This is a genomic window from Caballeronia terrestris (assembly GCF_001544515.1).
Taxonomy (GTDB): domain Bacteria; phylum Pseudomonadota; class Gammaproteobacteria; order Burkholderiales; family Burkholderiaceae; genus Caballeronia; species Caballeronia terrestris.
In genome coordinates, this window is record NZ_FCOL02000024.1 from 64,937 (window position 1) to 88,421 (window position 23,485).

The 23,485-nt window shown below is 64.0% G+C and carries 21 protein-coding genes; 17 read left to right on the forward strand and 4 right to left on the reverse strand.

The genetic code is table 11. The annotated features are described in order from the left end of the window. Nucleotides 1-28: 28 nt before the first annotated feature. The 6 genes from lpxD to AWB67_RS20190 all read left to right on the forward strand — a co-directional run bounded on the left by lpxD (nt 29) and on the right by AWB67_RS20190 (nt 5,207). Nucleotides 29-1,099, forward strand: coding sequence for a UDP-3-O-(3-hydroxymyristoyl)glucosamine N-acyltransferase (gene lpxD, locus AWB67_RS20165; RefSeq protein ID WP_087658019.1), 1,071 nt, complete (start codon nt 29-31; stop codon nt 1,097-1,099). 124 nt (nt 1,100-1,223) lie between these two features. Further along, nucleotides 1,224-1,688 (forward strand): 3-hydroxyacyl-ACP dehydratase FabZ, encoded by a 465-nt coding sequence (fabZ, locus tag AWB67_RS20170; RefSeq protein ID WP_087657999.1) that lies wholly within the window; start codon nt 1,224-1,226, stop codon nt 1,686-1,688. 60 nt (nt 1,689-1,748) lie between these two features. Next, the gene (lpxA, locus tag AWB67_RS20175) at nt 1,749-2,537 is read left to right on the forward strand and encodes an acyl-ACP--UDP-N-acetylglucosamine O-acyltransferase (protein WP_087658000.1); all 789 of its coding nucleotides are present in this window, start codon (nt 1,749-1,751) and stop codon (nt 2,535-2,537) included. 12 nt (nt 2,538-2,549) lie between these two features. Further along, nucleotides 2,550-3,716: a lipid-A-disaccharide synthase gene (lpxB, locus tag AWB67_RS20180; RefSeq protein ID WP_087658001.1), complete on the forward strand. Its 1,167-nt coding sequence runs from the start codon at nt 2,550-2,552 to the stop codon at nt 3,714-3,716. Next, nucleotides 3,713-4,414 carry a ribonuclease HII gene (gene rnhB, locus AWB67_RS20185; protein ID WP_087658002.1) on the forward strand — a complete coding sequence of 234 codons (702 nt, stop codon included), beginning with the start codon at nt 3,713-3,715 and terminating at the stop codon, nt 4,412-4,414. The genes lpxB and rnhB overlap by 4 nt, the downstream gene beginning before the upstream one ends. Before the next feature lie 10 nt (nt 4,415-4,424). Then, nucleotides 4,425-5,207, forward strand: coding sequence for a TrmH family RNA methyltransferase (locus AWB67_RS20190; RefSeq protein ID WP_087658003.1), 783 nt, complete (start codon nt 4,425-4,427; stop codon nt 5,205-5,207). 9 nt (nt 5,208-5,216) lie between these two features. Here AWB67_RS20190 and ppsR read toward each other — a convergent pair whose 3' ends face one another. Next, nucleotides 5,217-6,035 (reverse strand): posphoenolpyruvate synthetase regulatory kinase/phosphorylase PpsR, encoded by an 819-nt coding sequence (ppsR, locus tag AWB67_RS20195; RefSeq protein WP_087658004.1) that lies wholly within the window; start codon nt 6,033-6,035, stop codon nt 5,217-5,219. 456 nt (nt 6,036-6,491) lie between these two features. On the opposite strand from ppsR, the gene ppsA reads away from it, so the two are divergent. From ppsA to AWB67_RS20210, 3 genes are all read left to right on the forward strand, one after another. After that, complete coding sequence (gene ppsA, locus AWB67_RS20200) at nt 6,492-8,909, forward strand: phosphoenolpyruvate synthase (RefSeq protein ID WP_087658005.1); 2,418 nt, start codon at nt 6,492-6,494, stop codon at nt 8,907-8,909. A gap of 98 nt (nt 8,910-9,007) precedes the next feature. Continuing rightward, a complete protein-coding gene (locus AWB67_RS20205) occupies nt 9,008-9,436 on the forward strand; it encodes an NfeD family protein (RefSeq protein WP_087658006.1) in 429 nt (142 codons plus the stop codon). A gap of 18 nt (nt 9,437-9,454) precedes the next feature. After that, complete coding sequence (locus tag AWB67_RS20210) at nt 9,455-10,390, forward strand: SPFH domain-containing protein (RefSeq protein WP_087658007.1); 936 nt, start codon at nt 9,455-9,457, stop codon at nt 10,388-10,390. Between the two features lie 70 nt (nt 10,391-10,460). Here AWB67_RS20210 and smpB read toward each other — a convergent pair whose 3' ends face one another. Beyond that, nucleotides 10,461-10,910, reverse strand: coding sequence for an SsrA-binding protein SmpB (smpB, locus tag AWB67_RS20215; RefSeq protein WP_087658008.1), 450 nt, complete (start codon nt 10,908-10,910; stop codon nt 10,461-10,463). A 134-nt stretch (nt 10,911-11,044) separates the two neighbouring features. Here smpB and AWB67_RS20220 point away from each other — a divergent pair, with 134 nt between their 5' ends. Then, complete coding sequence (locus tag AWB67_RS20220; protein WP_087658009.1) at nt 11,045-11,482, forward strand: type II toxin-antitoxin system RatA family toxin; 438 nt, start codon at nt 11,045-11,047, stop codon at nt 11,480-11,482. Nucleotides 11,483-11,484: 2 nt separating this feature from the next. Next, the gene (locus AWB67_RS20225; protein WP_374729836.1) at nt 11,485-11,808 is read left to right on the forward strand and encodes an RnfH family protein; all 324 of its coding nucleotides are present in this window, start codon (nt 11,485-11,487) and stop codon (nt 11,806-11,808) included. Between the two features lie 65 nt (nt 11,809-11,873). On the opposite strand, the gene AWB67_RS20230 is transcribed toward AWB67_RS20225, so the two are convergent. Further along, nucleotides 11,874-14,231 (reverse strand): Tex family protein, encoded by a 2,358-nt coding sequence (locus AWB67_RS20230; protein ID WP_087658020.1) that lies wholly within the window; start codon nt 14,229-14,231, stop codon nt 11,874-11,876. Between the two features lie 291 nt (nt 14,232-14,522). Between AWB67_RS20230 and AWB67_RS20235 the strand changes: the two genes are divergently transcribed. From AWB67_RS20235 to yoaA, 3 genes are all read left to right on the forward strand, one after another. Next, the gene (locus AWB67_RS20235) at nt 14,523-15,326 is read left to right on the forward strand and encodes a flotillin family protein (protein WP_235025233.1); all 804 of its coding nucleotides are present in this window, start codon (nt 14,523-14,525) and stop codon (nt 15,324-15,326) included. Between the two features lie 75 nt (nt 15,327-15,401). Then, entirely contained in the window at nt 15,402-15,632 is a 231-nt protein-coding gene (locus AWB67_RS20240; protein ID WP_200822264.1) for a DUF465 domain-containing protein, read from the forward strand. A gap of 56 nt (nt 15,633-15,688) precedes the next feature. Then, on the forward strand, nt 15,689-17,941 hold the full coding sequence (gene yoaA / locus AWB67_RS20245) for a DNA repair helicase YoaA (RefSeq protein ID WP_200822265.1): 2,253 nt from the start codon (nt 15,689-15,691) through the stop codon (nt 17,939-17,941). A 68-nt stretch (nt 17,942-18,009) separates the two neighbouring features. On the opposite strand, the gene AWB67_RS20250 is transcribed toward yoaA, so the two are convergent. Beyond that, complete coding sequence (locus AWB67_RS20250; protein WP_200822268.1) at nt 18,010-18,843, reverse strand: outer membrane protein assembly factor BamD; 834 nt, start codon at nt 18,841-18,843, stop codon at nt 18,010-18,012. Nucleotides 18,844-18,885: 42 nt separating this feature from the next. Between AWB67_RS20250 and AWB67_RS20255 the strand changes: the two genes are divergently transcribed. The 3 genes from AWB67_RS20255 (at nt 18,886) to phaC (ending at nt 23,313) form a co-directional block, all read left to right on the forward strand. After that, nucleotides 18,886-20,106 carry an RluA family pseudouridine synthase gene (locus AWB67_RS20255; RefSeq protein WP_087658013.1) on the forward strand — a complete coding sequence of 407 codons (1,221 nt, stop codon included), beginning with the start codon at nt 18,886-18,888 and terminating at the stop codon, nt 20,104-20,106. Beyond that, nucleotides 20,103-20,948 carry a peptidoglycan editing factor PgeF gene (pgeF, locus tag AWB67_RS20260; protein WP_087658014.1) on the forward strand — a complete coding sequence of 282 codons (846 nt, stop codon included), beginning with the start codon at nt 20,103-20,105 and terminating at the stop codon, nt 20,946-20,948. Before AWB67_RS20255 ends, pgeF begins: the two co-directional genes overlap by 4 nt. A gap of 370 nt (nt 20,949-21,318) precedes the next feature. Continuing rightward, nucleotides 21,319-23,313 carry a class I poly(R)-hydroxyalkanoic acid synthase gene (gene phaC, locus AWB67_RS20265; RefSeq protein WP_200822266.1) on the forward strand — a complete coding sequence of 665 codons (1,995 nt, stop codon included), beginning with the start codon at nt 21,319-21,321 and terminating at the stop codon, nt 23,311-23,313. The last annotated feature ends 172 nt before the right edge of the window (nt 23,314-23,485 follow it).

Below are 23,485 nucleotides of genomic sequence, written 5' to 3' on the forward strand. Positions count from 1 at the left end.
ACGCATGGCATCAGGCACTGAACCGGGCATGACGATCACGCTCGCCGAGTTGATCAAGCGCTTCGGCGGCGAGATCGCCGGCGATGCGGCGCATCGGGTCGGCAGCCTGGCGCCGCTCGACAAGGCCGGTCCCGCGCAGCTTGCGTTTCTCGCGAATCAGAAATATCTGCCGCAAGTCGAGACGACGCGAGCGGGCGCGGTCCTGATTTCACCCGCGGATCGCGAAAAAGTGATGGCCCGCGAGGGCCTTAACTTCATCGTCACGCCGAATCCCTACGCTTACTTCGCGCGCGTCGCGCAGGCGTTCATCGACCTCGCTACGCCGCCCGCCAGACCCGGCGTGCATCCGAGCGCATCGATCGATCCGTCCGTAAAGGTCGCGGCGAGCGCCGTGATTGGCGCGCACGTGTCGGTGGAAGCGGGCGCGGTGATCGGCGAGCGCGTGAAGCTCGACGCGGGCGTCGTGATCGGCCGGGGCGTGAAGCTCGGCGACGACGTCCATCTGTACCCGAACGTCACCGTATATCACGGCTGCAAGCTCGGCGCGCGCGTGATCGTGCACGCGGGCGCGGTGATCGGCGGGGACGGTTTCGGCTTCGCGCCGGACTTCGTCGGCGAGGGCGAGGCGCGCACCGGTAGCTGGGTGAAGATCCCGCAGGTGGGCGCGGTCGATATCGCCGCGGACGTCGAAATCGGTGCGAACACCACGATCGATCGCGGCGCGATGGCTGACACGATCATCGAGGAATGCGTGAAGATCGACAATCTCGTGCAGATCGGGCACAACTGCCGGATCGGCGCGTTCACGGTGATCGCGGGCTGCGCGGGCATTGCGGGCAGCACGAACATCGGGCGGCACTGCATGATCGGCGGCGCGGTGGGCATCGCGGGCCACGTGACGCTCGCGGACTACGTGATCGTGACGGCGCAGTCGGGCGTGTCGAAATCGCTCACGAAGCCCGGCATGTACACGAGCGCCTTCCCGGCCGTGAATCACGCCGACTGGAACAAGAGCGCGGCGCTCGTGCGCAATCTCGACAAACTGCGCGACCGAATCAAGGCGCTCGAAGCCGCGCTCGACAAGCGCGACGGCGAATAGCCAGCAGCGTCACCCCGAAAGCGGGCCGGTTCGAGCCGCGAACGAGACATCAGCATCCCCGGCGGGCCGCGTGCGCGGCCCGCAGTCAACATCCGCGCTTAACAGGCGCGCGAGCAGAACGACCATGAGCACAGAAAAAATCAACCTCGACATCCACAAGATTCTCACGTTGCTGCCGCATCGGTATCCGATCCTGCTCGTGGATCGTGTGCTCGAACTCGAGCCGCACAAGAGCATCAAAGCGCTCAAGAACGTGTCGATCAACGAGCCGTATTTCCAGGGTCACTTCCCGACGCGTCCCGTGATGCCCGGCGTGCTGATCCTCGAGGCGCTCGCGCAGACGGCCGCGCTGCTGACGTTCGCGGAAGAACCGCACGATCCGGAAACGACGCTCTACTACTTCGTCGGCATCGACGGGGCGCGTTTCAAGCGTGTCGTGGAGCCGGGCGACCAGTTGATCCTGAACGTCGAGTTCGAGCGGTACATGCGCGGCATCTGGAAATTCAAGGCGCGCGCCGAAGTCGAGGGCGCGGTCGCTGCGGAAGCCACGCTCATGTGCACCGTGAAGAACACCGGGACCGAGGCTTAAAGCGAATTTCGACGCTTCAAAAGCATCGGACGAAACGAACAGAACACAAGGCGAGGGCGCATGAGCAAGATTCACCCTACCGCGATCATCGAGCCGGGCGCTCAGCTCGACGCATCCGTTGAAGTCGGGCCCTACGCGATCGTCGGCCCGCACGTCGTGATCGGCGCGCGCACGACCATCGGCTCGCATAGCGTGATCGAAGGCCACACGACGATCGGCGAAGACAACCGCATCGGCCATTACGCGTCGGTCGGCGGTCGTCCGCAGGACATGAAGTACAAGGAGGAGCCGACGCGGCTCGAAGTCGGCAACCGCAACACGATCCGCGAATTCACGACGATCCACACCGGCACCGTGCAGGACGCAAGCCTGACGTCGGTCGGCGACGACTGCTGGATCATGGCGTACGTGCACATCGGCCACGACTGCCGGCTTGGCAGCAACGTGATCATGTCGAGCAACGCGCAACTGGCGGGCCACGTGACGGTGGGCGATCACGCGATCGTCGGCGGCATGTCGGGCGTGCACCAGTTCGTGCGCATCGGCGCGCATTCCATGCTCGGCGGCGCCTCGGCGCTCGTGCAGGACGTGCCGCCGTTCGTGATCGCGGCGGGCAACAAGGCGGAGCCGCACGGCATCAACGTCGAAGGCTTGCGCCGGCGCGGTTTTTCCGCCGAGGCGATTTCGGCGTTGCGTGCGGCGTACCGCGTCGTCTACAAGAGCGGTTTGTCGCTCGAAGAGGCGAAGGCACAGTTGCGCGAACTGGCGACGGCCGGCGGCGACGGCGACGCGCCCGTCACCGCGTTTTCCGATTTCATCGCGACGTCGCAGCGCGGCATCATCCGCTGACCGGCCGCCTGAATGACGCTGTTACCCAATCCCTTGCGCGTCTCGATGGTCGCGGGCGAGCCGTCCGGCGACCTGCTCGCGGCGTCGCTGCTTGGCGGGCTCAAGGAGCGGCTGCCGGCCGCGACGCACTATAGCGGCATCGGCGGCCCGCGCATGACGGCCGCCGGCTTCGACGCTCACTGGCCGATGGACAAGTTGACCGTGCGCGGCTACGTCGAAGCGCTCAGGCACATTCCCGAGATTCTCGGCATCCGCAACGAGCTGAAGCGGCAATTGCTGGCCGAGCCGCCGTCGGTGTTCGTCGGCGTCGATGCGCCCGATTTCAATTTCGGGCTCGAGCACGCGCTGCGCGACGCGGGCATTCCGACGGTGCATTTCGTGTGTCCGTCGATCTGGGCGTGGCGCGGCGGGCGCATCAAGAAGATCGTGAAAGCGGTCGATCACATGCTCTGCGTGTTTCCGTTCGAGATCGCGCTGATGGAGAAGGCGGGCGTCGCGGCGACCTACGTCGGCCATCCGCTCGCCGACGAAATCCCGATCGAGCCGGACACATTGGGCGCGCGCCGCGAACTTGGCCTGGCCGAAGGCGGTCCGGTAATCGCGGTGCTGCCGGGCAGCCGCCGCTCGGAGATCGCGCTGATCGGCCCGACGTTTTTCGACGCGATGGAGCTGATGCAGCAGCGCGAACCCGGCGTGCGCTTTCTGGTGCCAGCGGCCAACGCGGCGCTGCGCGAGTTGCTGCAGCCGCTCGTCGAGGCGCATCCGCGGCTGAACCTGACGATTACCGTTGGCGATGCGCAAACCGCGATGACCGCCGCCGACGCCATTCTCGTGAAAAGTGGCACGGTGACACTGGAAGCGGCGCTGCTGAAAAAGCCGATGGTCATTTCGTACAAGGTGCCCTGGCTCACGGGCCAGATCATGAGACGGCAGGGTTATCTGCCCTACGTCGGCTTGCCGAACATTCTGGCGGGGCGCTTCGTCGTGCCGGAAATCCTGCAGCATTTCGCGACGCCCGAAGCACTTGCCGACGCCACGCTGAAGCAGTTGAACGACGACGCGAACCGACGTACGCTCACGGAAATCTTCACGGAAATGCACCTGGCGTTGCGGCAGAACACGGCGCAGCGGGCAGCGGAAGCTGTCGCGACGGTGCTCGAAACCCGGAGGCCGCGGTGAAAGGCACGTCGTCCAAGCAGCGCGGCCTGAATTTCGACTCGCCGTTCGACGTGATTTGCGGCGTCGACGAAGCGGGGCGCGGGCCGCTGGCCGGGCCGGTCGTCGCGGCGGCGGTGATCTTCGATCCGGCAAAACCGAAGATCCGCGGCCTCGACGACTCGAAGGTCCTCAGCGCCAAGAAGCGCGAAGAACTGTACGAGAAGATCGTCGACCGGGCGCTGGCGTATTACGTTGCGTCGGCGACTGTCGAGGAAATCGACACGCTCAATATCCTCCACGCGACCATGCTCGCGATGAAACGCGCGGTCGAAGGGCTGTCGGTGACACCGACGCTGGTCAAAATCGACGGCAACCGCTGCCCGATCCTCGCGATCCGCTCGGAAGCCGTTATCGGCGGCGACGCACTCGTCGCGCAGATTTCGGCGGCGTCGATCCTCGCGAAAGTCACGCGCGACCGCATGCTGTTGCAACTGCACGAGACGCATCCCGTCTACGGTTTCAACGCCCACGCCGGCTACGGCACGCCGCAGCACCTGGCCGCCTTGCGCGACCACGGGCCATGCGAGCATCACCGGCGCTCGTTTGCGCCGGTGCGCGAGGCGCACGCGCGTTTCGGCATCGTGCTGCCCGAAATCTCGCCCGAAGTGATCCAGGCGGCCGTCACGGCCGATCAGGATCCGGACGCCCGCGCCTTCTGACCCTCCCAACGTGAAAGCCATTACCTCGCGGGACAATCCGCTCTACAAGCGCCTGAAGGCGCTCGCCGGTTCGACCGCGCAGCAGCGCCGCAGCGGCCACGCGCTGCTCGAGGGCCTGCATCTCGCGTCGGCGTATCTCGACGCGGCCGGGCAGCCGGAAACGTGCATCGTCACCGAAGGCGCGCTCGCACACGAGGAGGCGCGGGCGATCGTCGCGCGGATCGAAGAGAAGCGCGTCCACACGCTGCCCGATGCACTCTTCGGCCAGCTTTCGAGCGTCGTGCATGGCGTCGGAATGCTGCTGCTCGTCGAGAAAATCGAAACGCCGATACCGGAACGCGTCACGACGACCTGCGTCGTGCTCGACGGCGTGCAGGACGCGGGCAACGTCGGTTCGATCCTGCGGAGCGCGGCGGCGGCAGGCATCCAGAACGTGTTTTGCGCTCCCGGGACGGCGTACGCGTGGTCGTCGAAGGTATTGCGCTCCGGGATGGGCGCGCATTTCCTGCTGAATATTTTCGAGGACGCCGAGCCCGCCGATTTGATCGCGCGGCTCGACGTACCGGTCACGATCACCGATTCCCACGGCGCAAAGGCGCTCTACGACTGCGACCTGTCGGGCCAGCTCGCGTGGGTGTTCGGCAATGAAGGGGCGGGGGTGTCGCAGGCTTGGCGCGATGCCGTGACGCATCGCGTGACCATTCCGCAGCCGGGCGGCATGGAATCCCTGAATGTCGCGGCCGCAGCCGCCGTGTGTCTTTTCGAGCAATGCCGCCAGCAGCGCGGCAAATAGGCTCTCGTTCTAGTAATACGACGGCCGCTCCAGCTTGATTTCCTGCAGGATGGTCGTCGCGATTTCCTCGATCGACTTGTGCGTCGAGGAAAGCCATTTTATCCCCTCGCGCTTCATCATCATTTCCGCTTCGTTGATCTCGTAGCGGCAATTCTCCAGCGCCGCGTACTTGCTGCCCGGCCGCCGCTCGTTGCGGATTTCCGAAAGCCGCTGCGGATCGATCGACAAACCGAACATCTTTTCGCGATGGTCCAGAAGCGGCGTCGGCAGTTTGCCGCGCTCGAAATCTTCCGGGATCAGCGGGTAATTCGCCGCTTTCACGCCGTATTGCATTGCGAGATAGAGGCTCGTTGGCGTCTTGCCGCTGCGCGAGACGCCCACCAGGATCACGTCGGCGTCGGTCAGGTTGCGGTTCGACTGGCCGTCGTCGTGGGCGAGCGAAAAATTGATCGCCTCGATGCGGTTCTTGTACTCCTCCGTATCGGCGTTCTGGTGCACGCGCCCCATCGCGTGCGTCGACTTGATGTCCAGTTCGTGTTCCAGCGGCTCAATGAACGTCTGGAACATGTCGAGCACGAGCGCATTCGACGCCTTCACGATCTCGTTCGACTGGCTGTTGACCAAGGTCGTGAAGACGATCGGACGCCGCCCGTCGAGCGACACCGCCTCGTTGATCTTCGCAACCGTCGCATGCGCCTTGTCGCTCGAATCGACGAATGGCACGCGCACGAGCCGGAATTTCTGGTCGAACTGGGAGAGGATCGAGTGCGCGAAGGTTTCGGCAGTGATCCCGGTACCGTCGGAAACGATGAATACGGATGGCGGCATCGGAAAAAAGGGGAACGAGAGTGGGCGGGCGCGCTCAAATCAATACGCTGTCCATTGAGTGCGGGCTAAAAGCTTAAGGCTAGGGCGGTGTGCGCCGGCGCACCGTACACGCCAGGAAGACGTCGATTTCACCGTGCTGGGTGCGCTGCCGAAACATTTTCGAGAGCCAGCACGGTAGAATAGCGGCAACCTGTTTGATAAGCAATTGCGAACAATTTGATAACGAATCTCGTTGATTTTACCGGGATTCGCGCAGTTTTCCTGCAAATTGTCCTCGATTCGAGCATATTCTGGCCGAATCGGCGCATCGTCTGCCGGACGTTTTTATCCGCGCCGGACTATTTTGCGATAGCTCATCAAACAGGTTGTGCAAGATGCGGCACGCGTTTTCAATGAACGCCGCCGCATGAGAGCCCACTTGCATGATCGTGAATTCCATCCACCTTAGGGGCTTGTATGAACAACGCAGTCAATGTTGCGAAAGATGTCGCAAAGGATCAGGCGTATGTAGTTCCATTCGAGCAGTTGCGAATGACCGATGTTGAAATCGTCGGCGGCAAGAACGCGTCGCTCGGCGAGATGATCAGTCAGTTGGCCAACGCTGGTGTGCGCGTGCCGACGGGTTTCGCCACCACGGCGCTCGCCTTTCGCGATTTCCTCAATCACAACAATCTGACCGAGCGCATCGCGAAGCGCCTCGAACTCTTCGACGTCGACGACGTGAAGGCCCTCGCCGTTGCAGGCAAGGAAATTCGCCAGTGGATCGTCGATGCGCCGATGCAGCCGCGTCTCGAAGAAGAAATCCGCAAGGGTTTCGACACGCTGCAAAACAGCTCGCCCGAAGAGCTTTCGTTCGCCGTGCGCTCGTCGGCGACCGCCGAGGACTTGCCGGACGCGTCGTTCGCCGGTCAGCAGGAAAGCTATCTGAACGTGGTCGGCATCGAAGAAGTGCTCGACCGTATGAAGCACGTCTTCGCGTCGCTGTATAACGACCGGGCCATCTCCTATCGCGTCCACAAGGGTTTTACCCACGCTGAAGTCGCGCTGTCGGCGGGCGTGCAGCGCATGGTCCGCTCGGACGTGGGCGCGGCCGGCGTCATGTTCACGCTCGACACCGAGTCGGGCTTCAAGGAAGCCGTGTTCATCACGTCGAGCTATGGTCTCGGCGAAACGGTCGTGCAGGGCGCCGTGAACCCGGACGAGTTCTACGTCTTCAAGACCACGCTCGCGCAGGACAAGTACCCAATCATCCGCCGCTCGATCGGTTCCAAACTGATCAAGATGGAATTCACCAAGGCAGGCGAAGAAGGCCGCGTGAAGACCGTTGACGTGCCGCACGAGCAGCGCAACCGCTTCTCGATCTCCGACGAAGACGTGATCGAGCTCGCGAAGTACGCCGTGATCATCGAAAAGCACTATCAGCGTCCGATGGACATCGAGTGGGGCAAGGACGGCCGCGACGGCAAGATCTTCATCCTGCAGGCGCGCCCCGAGACGGTGAAGAGCCAGGCGGCCGGCAAGGCCGAGATGCGCTTCAAGCTGAAAGGGCAGTCGAACGTGCTCGCGACCGGCCGCGCGATCGGCCAGAAGATCGGCGCGGGTCCCGTGCGCGTGATCCACGATCCGTCGGAAATGGAACGCGTGCAGCCGGGCGACGTGCTCGTCGCCGACATGACCGACCCGAACTGGGAGCCGGTGATGAAGCGCGCCTCGGCGATCGTCACCAATCGTGGCGGGCGGACCTGCCACGCGGCGATCATCGCGCGTGAGCTCGGCGTGCCGGCGGTGGTCGGCTGCGGCGACGCCACCGACGTGCTGAAGGAAGGCGCGCTCGTGACGGTTTCGTGCGCGGAAGGCGACGAAGGCAAGATTTACGACGGCCTGCTCGAAACTGAAGTGACCGAAGTGCAGCGCGGCGAACTGCCCGAGATTCCGGTCAAGATCATGATGAACGTCGGCAATCCGCAGCTCGCGTTCGATTTCTCGCAACTGCCGAACGCGGGCGTCGGCCTCGCGCGGCTCGAGTTCATCATCAACAACAACATCGGCGTCCATCCGAAGGCGATCCTCGAATATCCGAACATCGATTCGGATCTGAAGAAGGCCGTGGAAAGCGTCGCGCGCGGTCACGCGTCGCCGCGTGCGTTCTACGTCGACAAGCTGACCGAAGGCATTGCCACGATCGCGGCGGCGTTCTATCCGAAGCCCGTGATCGTGCGTCTGTCGGACTTCAAGTCGAACGAGTACAAGAAACTGATCGGCGGTTCGCGCTACGAGCCGGACGAAGAAAATCCGATGCTCGGTTTCCGCGGCGCGTCGCGCTACATCTCCGACGACTTCGCCGAAGCGTTCCAGATGGAATGCATCGCGCTGAAGAAGGTGCGCGAGGAGATGGGGCTCGATAACGTCGAGATCATGGTGCCGTTCGTGCGGACGCTCAAGCAAGCGGAACGCGTGGTCGGGCTGCTGGAGAAGTTTGGCCTGAAGCGCGGTGTGAACGGCCTGAAGCTGATCATGATGTGCGAAGTGCCGTCGAACGCGATTCTGGCCGAAGAGTTCCTGCAATTCTTCGACGGCTTCTCGATCGGATCGAACGACCTTACGCAGCTCACGCTCGGCCTCGACCGCGACTCGGGCATGGAACTGCTCGCCATCGATTTCGACGAACGCGATCCGGCCGTGCAGTTCATGCTCAAGCGCGCGATCGAAACGTGCCTGCGGCTGGACAAGTACGTCGGTATTTGCGGGCAGGGTCCGTCGGATCATCCGGACCTCGCCGAATGGCTCGCGAAGGAAGGCATCAAGTCGATGTCGCTGAATCCGGACACGATCATCGATACGTGGCAGACGCTTGCCAAAGCCTTGAACAAGTAAGCAGGCAGCTCATGGCGGCCTTTCGATAGCCTTTTCGAGACGGTTGCCGTGCTATAAACACCCCGGATATTCCGGGGTGTTTTCGTTTGGAGACTGGCATGGCCGCAAGCGGACTTTTCTGGTGGATCGCAGCCGGCGCGCTCGTGGTGATGGAGCTGTTCACGGGCACGTTCTATCTGCTGATGATCGCGCTCGGTTTCATCGCGGGCGGGCTCGCGCATTGGGCGGGCGCGTCGCTCGCCATCGAACTGGCGGTGGCCGCGCTGGTGGCGCTCGTCGCGGTTATCGTACTCAGGCGCTCGCGCTTTGGCAGTTGGAAGCGCCGCGATGCCTCGCGCGATGCGGGCGTGAACCTCGACATCGGCGAGACGCTGCAGGTGAACGAATGGCACGAGGGCCATGCGCGCGCGATGTATCGCGGGGCGGAATGGGACGTCGAACTCGCGCCCGGCGAAACGGAAGGCGCGCGCTGGTACCAGATAATGGCGATGCAGGGCAATCGGCTCGTCGTGGCGGCGAAGCGTTGATAACAAAGGAGTGAAGAGATGGATGTAACTATCGTCGGGGCAATCCTGCTGGTGATCGTGATCGTGATCGCCGCGCAGACCATCAAGATCGTGCCGCAGCAGCACGCGTGGGTCCTGGAGCGGCTCGGCCGCTATCACACGACACTCACGCCCGGCCTCACGATCGTGCTGCCGTTCATCGATCGCGTGGCCTACAAGCATGTGCTCAAGGAGATTCCGCTCGAAGTGCCGAGCCAGGTCTGTATCACGCGTGACAACACGCAGTTGCAGGTCGATGGCGTGCTTTACTTCCAGGTCACCGACGCGATGAAGGCGTCGTATGGATCGAGCAATTTCGTCTACGCGATCACGCAGTTGTCGCAGACCACGCTGCGCTCGGTGATCGGCAAGCTTGAACTCGACAAGACGTTCGAGGAACGCGACTACATCAACCACAGCATCGTGACGGCGCTCGACGAAGCGGCGTCGAACTGGGGCGTGAAGGTGCTGCGCTACGAAATCAAGGATCTGACGCCGCCGAAGGAAATCCTCCACGCGATGCAGGCGCAGATCACCGCCGAGCGTGAGAAGCGCGCGGTGATCGCGGCATCGGAAGGGCGCAAGCAGGAGCAGATCAATCTCGCGTGGGGCGCGCGCGAGGCGGCGATCCATAAGTCGGAAGGCGAGCGGCAGGCGGCGATCAATCAGGCGCAGGGACAGGCGTCGGCGATTCTGGCTGTTGCCGAGGCGAACGCGCAGGCAATCGCGAAGGTCGGCGCGGCGATCCAGAGCGGCGGCGGGATGGAGGCGGTGAACCTGAAGATCGCGGAGCAGTATGTCGGCGCTTTCGGCAACATCGCGAAACAGGGCAACACGCTGATCGTGCCGGGCAATCTGTCGGACATGGGATCGATGATCGCGTCGGCGCTGGCGATCGTGAAGGGCGACGCCGGCGGCGTCATCCGCAAGAGCTGAAGAAGCTTCAAAAGACAACGGGGCGTTGACTCAAGCAGTCAACGCCCCGTTTTCATTGCCAACGCAATGGTTACTTCGTCGCGCCGCGCATGATGCGCGCCTTTTCGCGTTCCCAGTCGCGTTTCTTTTCGGTTTCGCGCTTGTCGTGCATCTTCTTGCCCTTGGCGAGGCCGATCTCGCATTTCACGCGGCCGCCTTTGTAATGAAGATTGAGCGGCACGAGCGTATGGCCGCGCTGCTCGACCTTGCTGATGAGCTTCGAAATCTCTTCCGCATGCAGCAGGAGCTTGCGCGTGCGCACCGGATCGGGATTGATGTGCGTCGACGCTTCCGGCAGCGGGCTGATGTGCGCGCCGATCAGATACAGCGCGCCGTCGCGGATCATGACGTAGCCTTCCTTGATCTGCGTGCGGCCGGCTCGGATGGCCTTGACTTCCCACCCTTCGAGCACGAGCCCGGCCTCATAGCGGTCTTCGATGAAATAATCGAAGAAGGCTTTTCTGTTGTCTATGATGCTCATGAATGGAAAGTGCCCAACTCGTTTAAAATCCTGATTTTAGCAGCGCGGCGTCGAACGGAGCCCAAGGCCCCGCCCGATAAGGTCTGAAGAAGCGGCCGCGATGCTTCCCACTCTTGCCACATGTTGCGCCCTTTATGGCAGATGTTCAGAAAACCGTTTTGATCCGCCATTCGGCGGAGCAGATGTTCGACCTCGTCACCGACGTTGCCGACTACCCCAATTTCCTGCCGTGGTGCGGCGGCGTCGAGATTCGCCGCCAGGACGAGACCGGCATGGAAGCCAAGATCGACATCAGCTTCAAGGGAATCAAGCAGCATTTCGCGACGCGCAACACGCAAAAGCGGCCGACCAGTATCGATATGGAGTTCATGGACGGTCCTTTCAAGAAGTTCACCGGCTACTGGCGCTTCACGCCGCTTCGGGCCGATGCCTGCAAGATCGAATTTGCGCTGCATTACGAATTTTCCAACATCATCCTGGAGAAGCTCATCGGGCCGGTGTTCAGCCATATCGCGAACACGTTCGTCGATTCGTTCGTCAAGCGCGCGGACCAGAAGTACGGGAAGGCATGAGCATGCGGATCGAAGTATGTTACGGCTTGCCCGAGGGGCAGAGTTTTCTTGCGACGATCGATCTGTCCGACGGCGCGACCGTGCGGCAGGCCATCGATGCGAGCGGTGTTTTGCAGCGCCATCCGGAAATCGATGTCGATGCGCAGAAAGTGGGCGTGTACGGCAAGATCAGTCCGCTCGGCGCAGTGCTTGCAAATCACGATCGTGTAGAGATTTACCGGCCGCTGAAGGTCGATCCGAAGATGGCGCGTCAGCGGCGCGTCGAGAAGACTCGCAGGGCAGGGTCGATCGAGGGCAGGAAGTGGCAGAACAAGGATTCGCGGTAGATTAATGACAAAAGGCCGTTCCAGTTGACTGGAACGGCCTTTTGTCTTGTCCGAAGCGTGTCGCGCTATCGCTTGAGTTTCGCGAAAGCCGCCGCCATCGCGCCGGACGGCTCCGTCTCGCGACGGCCGCTATTGCCACGCACGTCGCGATTGCCGCCGCCGCCACCGCCACGCCTGTCCTGAGCGCCGCGCTGCGAGCCGCCCGTCGCTCCACCCGCCGAGCCCGCAGCGGCGAAGTCGTCGTCGAGACGCATCGTCAGCGCGATACGCTGGCGTTTCACGTCGGTCTCCACCACCTTGACCTTCACGACTTGCCCTGCCTTCACGACTTCGTGCGGGTCCTTGATGAACTTGGTCGACATCGCCGAGACGTGCACGAGCCCGTCCTGATGCACGCCGATATCGACGAACGCGCCGAACGCCGCCACGTTCGTCACGACGCCTTCCAGCACCATGCCCGGCGTGAGGTCCGAGATTTTCTCGACGCCTTCGCGGAACGTCGCCGTCTTGAATTCGGGACGCGGATCGCGGCCCGGCTTCTCCAACTCGGAGAGAATGTCGCGCACGGTCGGAAGACCGAAGCGATCGTCGACAAATTCCGCCGGCGACAGGCCCGAGAGCGCCTCGCGCTTGCCGAGCACATCGGCGACGTGCTTGTTGATCTTCGCGAGAATCCGCTCGACGACCGGATACGCCTCCGGGTGCACCGACGAGCGGTCGAGCGGATTGCTGCCGTTGTTGATGCGCAAGAAGCCGGCGGCCTGCTCGAACGTTTTATCGCCGAGACGCGGCACCTTTTTCAGATGCTCGCGCGACGGGAACGGCCCGTTCGCGTCGCGAAACTCGACGATATTGCGCGCGAGCGTCGCGTTGAGCCCCGACACGCGGGCGAGCAGGGCGACCGACGCCGTATTCGCATCGACGCCGACCGCGTTCACGCAATCCTCGACGACCGCATCGAGCGAGCGCGCGAGTTCGCGCTGGTTCACGTCATGCTGATACTGGCCGACGCCGATCGCCTTCGGATCGATCTTGACGAGTTCGGCGAGCGGGTCCTGCAGACGCCGCGCGATCGATACGGCACCGCGCAGCGTCACGTCGAGGTCGGGAAACTCTTTCGCGGCTAGCTCGGACGCCGAATACACCGACGCACCCGCTTCCGACACCACGATCTTCTGCAGCTTCAGCTCCGGATGCTTCGCGATGAGTTCGCTCGCGAGCTTGTCGGTTTCGCGCGATGCGGTGCCGTTGCCGATACTGATCAGTTCCGCTTGCGTCTGCGCGGCGATGCGCGCGAGCTTCGCGAGCGAGCCGTCCCAGTCGCGGCGCGGCTCGTGCGGGTAGATGGTATCGGTGGCGAGCACCTTGCCCGTCCGATCGACCACCGCGACTTTCACGCCCGTGCGCAGGCCCGGATCGAGTCCGATCACGGCTTTCGGGCCGGCGGGAGCCGCGAGCAGCAGGTCCTTGAGGTTGCGCGCGAACACGCGGATCGCCTCGGCTTCGGCTTCTTCGCGCAATTGCGTCAACAGATCGTTTTCGATGCTCGGCTGCACCTTTACGCGCCAGCACCAGCGGCAGACGTCGGAAAGCCACTTGTCGGCCGGACGCCCCTGATTCGCGATGCCGAAATGATGCGCGATCATCGCTTCGCCCGGATGCGGCACTTGCGCGTCGAGTTCGTCGCCCAAGCCCAGCTTGACCATCAGCACGCCGGCATTGCGTCCGCGAAAGAGCGCGAGCGCGCGGTGCGACGGCACGGTGCGAATCGTCTCGCTGTACTCGTAGTAATCGCGGAACTTCTCGCCTTCTTCGCTCTGTTTTCCATCGACCACCGTCGACATCACGCGGCCTTGGTTGAACAGGTAGTCGCGCAGCCGGCCGAGGATTTCCGCCGTCTCGCCGAACTGCTCGGAGAGAATGTCGCGGGCGCCGTCGAGCGCGGCCTTTACATCCGCGACGCCTTTCTCGGCATCGACGAACTTCGCGGCTTCGGCTTGCGGATCGAGCTTCGGATCGGCGAGGAGCGCCTGTGCGAGCGGCTCGAGCCCGGCTTCGCGGGCGATCTGCGCGCGCGTGCGGCGCTTTGGCTTGTAGGGGAGATAGAGGTCTTCGAGGACCTGCTTGCTGTCGGCGCCTTCGATAGCGGCGCGCAGTTCGCCGGTGAGCTTGCCCTGCTCGTCGATGCTGTGAAGGATCGACGCGCGGCGGTCTTCGAGCTCGCGCAGATACAGGAGCCGTTCTTCGAGATTGCGCAGTTGCGTATCGTCGAGATTGCCGGTCACTTCCTTGCGATACCGGGCGATGAACGGAACGGTTGAGCCTTCATCGAGGAGTTGCACGGCCGCGGCGACCTGACGCGGCTGAACGGTCAACTCGCTGGCGATGCGCTGGACGATCTTGAGTGCTACGGTTTCCGTCATGGGTTTCTGCACTGCCTGCTGGCTCATCAAGGGCGTTGGCGTCGCGCGATCCGGACTCGCGCGGGAGCGCGCGAGTATTGAGGGCGCGAGCACGTCGGCCGGGTTGGTGAAGCGGGGCATTTTGCCATAAATGCCGGGGCGCTCCGGCGCGCGGTGATAGAATTTCGGGATCGTTCAAGCTGCTTGCCCATCACGTTGCCGACCTCCCGCCTTAACCACGTCCTGCCGAGCGCATCGTCCGCGAGCGCGTCGAAAACCGCCGTCGCTTTGTCTTCGGGTTCGTTTCCTCACGTGCATGTCGGTTCCCCGTGGCGGGTGGTGGCGCTGGCTGTATCGGCGGTGCTCTTGATGTCGTCGCAGGCGGTGTCGGCGCAAACGCCCAAGCCGATCGACGCCACCACGTCGGTCACCGCGAAGCCGCTCGGCGATGCTGTCGATGCCCCTGTCGAGAACGAGTTTGCGCAACGGCAGAAAGTACTGAGCCTCCGCAGCGAGGAAAACAACTACCGGTATGGCGTCGCGCAGCACAACTGCTATAGCACGTTTTTCGTGAATCACTGTCTCAACAAGGCGCGCGACGAAATGCGCTTCGAGCGCCAAGACATTCGAAAGCAGCAGCTCGCGCTCGACGACGAACAGCGCGCCCAGCACGCGAGCGAACGCGACCAGCAGACGGCGATCAAGCGCGCGCAATACGAGGCGGAAGCGCCGCAGCGCGCCACGAACGAGAAGGCGAACGAGACATCGTTTGCCGAGAAGCAGCGTCAGAGCGATCTGGCGGCGGCGCAGCGCAACGCCGAGGCGCCGCAGCGCGCCGCGAACGAAGCCGCGTACCAGAAGAAGCAGGCCGACTACCAGAAGCAGCTCGACGATGCGCGCGCCCGCGGCGCGCAGGACGCGCGCGATCGCGATGACAAGGCGCAGCGCTACGAGGAAAAGCAGCGCCAGGCGGCTCTGCACCAGGCGGAAGTCGAAGCGCGCCAGAAAGAGGCTGCGGCGAAACAGCAGCAGCGCGCGCTCGAGGCCCAGCAGGAACAGCAGCGTCAGCAGCAGCAGATCAAACAGCAACAACAGCAACAGCAGCAGAACAAGTAGCACCTTCGAGCCGGACAGCAACCTCGGGCGATGCCGTTTTCGACGCGGCGCCGCGCGTAGTGTGAGGAGGCGAGCATGCAACAGCGTTTGACCACAGCGCCAGCCGTAGCCGTGGATGCAGGCACGATCCGCGATCGCATCGCGCAATTGCAGACCGAGCATCACGGCCTCGACAGCCTGATCGGCAAGATGGCGAGCGTGCCCGGCATCAACGATCTCGAGCTGCGGCGTCTCAAAAAGCGCAAGCTCAAGGTGAAAGACACCATCATCCTGTTGCAATTGCAACTGGAGCCGGACGCGCACTGAGCGTCGCGTTCACCGCCAGGCGGCGCGCGTACCGGCATTAGCAGGAATCGCTTGCCTTGAATTCTCCCGTCCGTTCATCGCCTTCAAACAGCGCTGCCGCCATCGCCGATGGCCCGGCCACGCTCGTCCTCGCCGACAAGCGCCGCGCCGAACTCGATTCCATCTTCTCCGCCGAGGGCCTGCTTGCCCGCGCGATCGACGGCTATCGCTCGCGCGCGTCGCAGATCGACATGGCGCGCGCCGTCGCCGCCGCGATGGAAGCGTCCGGCCGCGCGATGCCCGAGCCCGTGATGTTCGAGGCGCAGCGCCGTCCGGCGCGCAAGCTCGGACCTTCCGATGCGCCACAGTCGCCCGTCGAGCAGCAGACGGACGACGTGGGCATCGCCACCGCGACGGCCGCGGTCGACGGCGGCGAGAACACGCTGATCGTCGAGGCGGGGACGGGCACCGGCAAGACCTACGCGTACCTCGTCCCGGCGATGCTGTGGGGCGGCAAGGTGATCGTCTCGACGGGCACGAAGCACTTGCAGGACCAGCTCTTTCAGCGCGACATCCCGACCGTGCGCGACGCGCTCGCCGTGCCGGTTTCGGTGGCGATGCTGAAGGGCCGCGCAAATTACCTGTGCCATTACTACCTGCAGCGCACCGCCGACAACGGCCGGCTGCCGACGCGCCAGGACACGTCGCATCTGCAGGACATCATCCGGTTCGCGAAAATAACCCGCACCGGCGACAAGGCCGGACTCGCGAGCGTGCCCGAGAATTCGCCGGTCTGGCCGATGGTCACGTCGACGCGCGACAACTGTCTCGGCCAGGAATGCCCGCATTACAAGGACTGTTTCGTGATGCAGGCGCGCAAGGAGGCGCAGCAGGCGGATATCGTCGTCGTGAATCACCACCTGTTTTTCGCCGACGTCATGCTGCGCGACACCGGCATGGCCGAACTGCTGCCGACGGCGAACACGATCGTCTTCGACGAAGCGCATCAGTTGCCCGAAACCGCGACGCTCTTTTTCGGCGAAACCGTTTCGACGACGCAATTCCTCGAACTCGCGCGCGATTCGGTCGCGGAAGGCCTGAGCCACGCGCGCGATGCCACCGACTGGACCAAGCTCGGCGCCGCGCTTGAACGCGCCGCGCGCGACCTGCGGCTCGCGTTTCGGGAGGATTCGGTGCGTCTGTCGCTTGGCCAGCTCCCCGACGATCATCCGCTTTTCGAAGCGCTCGACACGCTCGAAACGCATCTCGATGCGCTGAGCGCCGCGCTCTCGGCGCACGCTGAACGCGCCGAACCGCTGCAGGCGCTCGTGCGCCGTGCGCGCGAGTTGCAGGGCCAGCTCGCGGGCTGGACGACGCCGCCGACATCGTCGGAACGCGCGGTCGTCGAGGACGAGGAGACCGCGAAGGAAGCCGCGAATGCCGATCCGAACGAAATGGTGCGCTGGATCGAAGTTTTCTCGCACACGGTGCAGTTGCACGAGACGCCGCTTTCCGTCGCGCCGATCTTCGCGAAACAGCGCGCCGGCGTGCCGCGCGCGTGGATCTTCACGTCGGCGACGCTCTCGGTGCGCGGCGACTTCACACACTACGCAGCACAGATGGGCCTCAACGCGCGCCGCTCGATGACGCTGCCGAGCCCCTTCGATTACCCGACGCAAGGGCTCCTGTACGTGCCGCGGAATTTGCCGCAGCCGTCGTCGCCGCAATTCACCGACGCCGTGTTTGAAGCGGCGCTGCCCGCGATCGAAGCATCGGGCGGCGGCGTGTTCGTGCTGTGCACGACGCTGCGAGCGGTCGATCGCATCTCGATGCGCCTGCGCGACACGATCGAGCGGCGCGGCTGGGATTACCCGCTGCTGGTCCAGGGCGACGCAAGCCGCACTGAGCTGCTCGATCGTTTTCGCGCTTACGGCAACGCGATCCTCGTGGGGAGCCAGAGCTTCTGGGAAGGCGTCGACGTGCGCGGCGATGCGCTGTCGCTCGTCGTGATCGACAAGCTGCCGTTCGCCCCGCCCGACGATCCCGTGCTCTCGGCGCGGCTCGAAGCACTGACGAAGAAGGGGCTGAGCCCGTTTGCCGTGCATCAGTTGCCGCAGGCGGTGATCACGCTCAAGCAGGGCGCGGGGCGGCTGATCCGCGCGGAGACGGATCGCGGCGTGCTGATGATCTGCGACACGCGTCTCGTCGATAAACCGTATGGCCGGCGCATCTGGCAGAGCCTGCCGCCGTTCAAGCGCACGCGGGAAATCGAGGTCGTGCGCGAGTTCTTCGCCGATCCGGACAGCACGGCCGCCGATCTGGCGGAGTAGATCGAGGGCGTAAAAAAACCCGGCTTTTTGAAGAGCCGGGTTTTTTGTTTGCGTGACGAATAATGTGCTTACCAGATCTGATACCAGGGCTTGTCCGTGCCCGCGCGGCGCTTGCCGGTCACGTACGGGCTGTCGGGGAACGTGGCGGCGAGCACGCGCTTCGTGTCGTCGGCCAGTTGCGGCTGCTCGAGCTTCTGGTACGAGAGCATCATGATGTGCAGCGCGTCTTCGGTCGCCGGCGCGTTCTTGTATTCGCGAATCGCGAGCTGCGCCCGGTTGATCGCCGCGACATACGCGCCACGGCGATAGTAATAATCGGCGGCATGGACCTCGTGCGACGCCAGCGCATTCACGATATAGCGCATGCGCTGCGCGGCATCCGGCGCATACTTGCTGTTCGGATAACGGTCGACGACCACCTTGAATGCGTCATACGACTCGCGCAGCGACTTTGGATCGCGCTCGCTCATGTCCTGGCCGGAGAAGCGGCCGAAGAGACCGAGATCGTCGTTGAAGTGGATCATCCCCTTCAGGTAATACGCGTAGGAGATTTCCGGGTGATCCGGATGCAGCTTGATGAAGCGGTCGATGGCCTGGTCGGCGTTGGCGGTTTCGCCGTCCTTCCAGTTGCAATACGCGACGTTGATCTGCGCCTGCTGCGCGAAATGGCCGAACGGGTCGCGGCCTTCGAGGCTTTCGAAGTACTTCGCGCACTTGCCGAAGTCGCCGCCGGAAAGCGCGTCCTGAGCCTCCGTATATAATTTGTTGTTATTCCACGTTGCCGTCTCGTCGGTCTTCTCGGGCAGGCCGTGGCAACCCGCCACAATGGCAACGCCAGCGGCCAGCGCCAGGTACTTGATCGATTTCTGCATCGATTGTTTGGTGGTGTTCAGGGCTCGCATCAGTGCTTGCATTTCCTAGCTATTTCCCGGCTTTCAGTCTAAATGACCCGCTCAAGTACTAGTCGTACCAAAGATCGCAACAAAGATTATAGCCCAAGCTCACCGGCCGACGACGCACGCCCGGACGATTCAGCCATGTCCCGAGAGCCTGCCGCGCCGTCTGCAGAAGGCCCCGAGACCACCGTCCCGACGATGCTCGCCGAGCGTCGCGCCGACGCCGAAACGCCGCGCGTCGCGGTCGTGCCCGACGAGTACGCGGGCGACCGGCTCGACAAGGTCCTCGCGAAGATGTTTCCCGAGTTCTCACGCAGCCGCCTGCAGGCGTGGATCGACGCGCAGCGCGTGCAGATCGACGGCGCGCCCGCGAAGATCCGCCAGGCAGTGCCGCTCGGCGCCACGATCACGCTCGTGCCCGACCTGCTGCCCGAGCAACTCGCGTTCACGCCGGAGCCGGTGCCGCTCGAGATCGTCTACGAGGATGACGCGCTCGTCGTCATCAACAAGCCGGCGGGCATGGTCGTGCATCCGGCGGCGGGCAACTGGAGCGGCACGCTGCTGAACGGCCTCCTGTACCGGTATGGCGAGGCCGCCGCCGGCTTGCCGCGCGCGGGCATCGTGCATCGGCTGGACAAGGAGACGTCGGGGCTGATGGTCGTCGCGCGCACGCTCGAGGCGCAGACCATCCTCACGCGGCAGTTGCAGGCGCGTACCGTCAAGCGCCGCTACGTCGCGCTCGTGTGGGGCACGATGGCGGACGAAGGCACGATCGATGCCCCGATCGGTCGCGATCCGCGCGACCGTACGCGCATGGCGGTCGTCGAGAGCGCGTCGGGCAAGCCCGCGCGCACGCACTTTCGCACCATCGACCGCGCGCTGTGGAACGGCCAGCCCGTCTCGGCGATCCATTGCGATCTCGAAACCGGGCGCACACATCAGATTCGCGTGCATTGCGCGCATACGCGGCATCCGCTGCTCGGCGACCCCGTCTATGGGCACGCGCGCGGCAAGCGCTCCGTCACGCCGCTGCCGAACGGCTTCGCGCGCCAGGCGCTGCATGCGTGGCGGCTCGGGCTCGTTCATCCGGTGACGGGCAAGGACATCGCCTGGCGCGCCGATGTCCCCGAGGACATGTCGATTCTTGCCGCCGAACTGGGCCTCGGCCGCGAGGAAGAGATGGACCACGGCGACGATGACGACGATTTCGTCGAGGTCTACGAGATCGACGACGACTACGAAGAAGACTACGAGGATGACGAAGAATGAGCATCGTCCGCGCCACGCTACGCAACGATGACTGCCTGTGGCCGGCGTGGCGCGTGTCGTCGCGCGTGCGCGCGCTCGTCACGACGAGAAACGGCGGCGTCAGCGGGGCGCCATACGGCGGCGGACAGTCGGGCGAGGGCGGTTTGAATCTCGGGCTGCACACCGGCGACTCGCCCGATGCCGTGCGCGAAAACCGTCGCCGCCTGCTCGCGCTGACCGAAGCGCCCGCGGCCGCGTGGCTCGAACAGATTCATGGCGCCGATATCGCGGAAGCGGGCGCGGTGATCGACCGGTGCGCGAACGCGCCATCGACGGGCAACGTGGTGCGCGCCGACGCAAGCGTCACCGATCGTCCGGGCGCCGTGTGCGTCGTCATGATCGCGGACTGCCTGCCGGTGCTCTTCTGCGACGAGGCCGGCCGCGCGGTCGGCGCCGCGCACGCGGGCTGGCGCGGACTAGCGGCGGGGATCGTCGAGAAGACGGCGGGGCGCGTCGCTGCGTTGGCTGGCGCGAGCCCTTCGGCATTGCATGCATACATGGGACCGGCGATCGGGCCGTCTGCGTTCGAAGTCGGCGAGGACGTGCTCGATGCTTTCGTATCCACCGCCGACGCCACCCGCCGCGACGCCACCGCCGCTGCTTTCAACGCGACGCAGTCGAAAGGAAAATACCTCGCCGACATCTACGCGCTCGCGCGCCTGCGCCTCGCGGACGCGGGCATCGATGCCGCGCGCGTGCACGGCGGCACGCAATGCACGGTGACGGAGCGCGAGCGCTTCTACTCCTATCGACGTGACCGCGTCACCGGCCGCATGGCCGCGATGATCTGGCTCGCCGAATAACGCCCCGCGCTTCGAATCTCCGAACGCATGAGCGTTTTTTTTGTTGTGCTGCAATATCCGCGACACATGCCCGTGCGTCATCTGATGGGTCGGCGACGCCCGCGTGCGAGGGACGAATTGGCGCAACGATCGCATGGGGGAAAACGATAATTAAAAAAATATCGCACTGCGGCAAAATCGGGGCAAAGCATTGACATGCCTGACGCTCGGGAGCAAGAATGTTCCCGATTCATTCCGAAATCAGGCACGGCGTGGCAAGGTCGGTGTCCATCGCGCACTTGACGCAACACTTGCGCGCTGTCCCGGCGAGCCCTGCACGAGCGCCTGCATCAGCAATCAGTCTTTCGAGACTCACAGGTCAATAGCGGGTATGGCTGCCTCTAAAACATCCTCTCAAACTTCCCGCTCAGATTCCGCCGATACGAAATCGGCCAGCGCAGGTCCCGCCGACATGGCAGGCATGCAGCAAGTCTTCGAGCAATGGTTGAACGCGTGGCGCTCGGTCGCCGATCCGTCGCAATGGGCGACGCTCGCCCAGCAGGCAACTCCGCAGACGAATGGCGGCAACGGACCGAGCGCCTCGAATCCCTTCGCAGCGTTGAACGGCGCGCCCGGCGCGGTGCCGTTCACGATCCCGCCGATGCCGGACTTCACGAAGCTCGGCACGATCCCCGACTTCTCGAAGTTCGCGGGCGCGATCCCCGGCATGCAGGCGATTCCCGGCTTCAACGGCGCGCTGTCGCAGATGCCCGCGATGCCGAACGCCGTCATTTCGCCCGAGCGTCTTCAGCAATTGCAGAGCAACTATTCGCGCGACGTGATCGAATTGCTCAAGCAGGCCAGCGCGCAGAACATCGATCCGGCGGCGTTGAAGGATCGCCGCTTCAGCACGACGGCGTGGCAATCGACGCCCGCGTATGCGTTCACCGCCGCGTGGTACCTGCTGAACGCGCGCTATCTGCAGGAGCTCGCCGAAGCGGTCGATACCGATCCGAAGACGCGCGAGCGCATCCGCTTCACCGTGCAGCAATGGACCGCTGCCGCCTCGCCGAGCAACTTCCTCGCGTTCAATCCGGAAGCGCAGAAGGCGCTGATCGAAAGCAAGGGGGAAAGCCTCTGGCAGGGCATGATGAACCTGCTGAACGACATGCAGCGCGGCAAGATCTCGCAGTCGGACGATTCGGGCTTCGTAGTCGGGCACAACATCGGTTCGACGGAAGGCTCGGTCGTCTATGAGAACGAGCTGCTGCAACTGATCCAGTACAAGCCGCGCACGGCGCAGGTGTTCGAACGGCCGCTCCTGATCGTGCCGCCCTGCATCAACAAGTTCTACATCCTCGATCTGCAGCCGGAAAGCTCGCTCGTGCGCCACGCGCTCGACGCGGGGCATCAGGTGTTCATCCTGTCGTGGCGTAACGCCGATCAGTCGATCGCGCACAAGACCTGGGACGACTACGTCCAGGAGGGCGTGCTCGAACCGATCGAAGTCGTCAAGCAGATCACCGGCCGCGAGCAGATCAACACGCTCGGCTTCTGCATCGGCGGCACGATCCTCGCCACCGCGCTCGCGGTCGCGGCGGCGCGCGGCGAACACCCGGCCGCATCGATGACGCTTCTCACCGCGATGCTCGATTTCTCCGACACGGGCGTGCTTGACGTCTTCATCGACGAGTCGCACGTGCAGATGCGCGAGCAGTCCATCGGCGGCAAGAACGGCGCGCAACCGGGGCTCCTGCGCGGCATCGAGTTCGCGAATACGTTTTCCTATCTGCGTCCGAACGACCTGGTGTGGAACTACGTCGTCGATAACTATCTCAAAGGACGCACGCCCCAGGCGTTCGACCTGCTGTTCTGGAACAGCGACTCGACGAACCTGCCGGGTCCGATGTGCGTTTGGTATCTGCGCAACACGTACCTCGAAAACAAGCTGCGCGTGCCGAACCAACTGAAGACGTGCGGCGAACCGGTCGACCTGACGCGCATCGACGTGCCGACGTTCCTCTACGGGTCGCGCGAGGATCACATCGTGCCGTGGACGTCGGCGTATGCATCGGCGCCGCTGCTCACCGGGCCGCAGAAGTTCGTGCTGGGCGCGTCGGGGCATATCGCGGGGGTGATCAACCCACCGTCGAAGAACAAGCGCAGTTTCTGGAGCATCGACGCCGACGCCAAGACCCTGCCCGCCGATCCGGACGACTGGCTCGCCGCCGCGACCGAGCAGCCGGGAAGCTGGTGGCCCACCTGGACGAACTGGCTGCAGGCCTACGCCGGCAAGAAGTTGAAGGCGCCGGCCACGCCCGGATCGGAGGAACACCGTGTTATCGAAGCGGCGCCTGGCCGCTATGTGCTGCAGCGTGACCAGTAAGCCGCTTTTCGTCGCCTCGACGGTGCGCTTCGGCGTGCCGGGCATCAAGAGCCCGCATTAACATTCGTAGCCAAAGGAAACTGAAATGACTGACGTAGTGATCGTATCGGCCGCACGGACAGCGGTCGGCAAATTCGGCGGGTCGCTCGCGAAGATTGCGGCGCCCGATCTG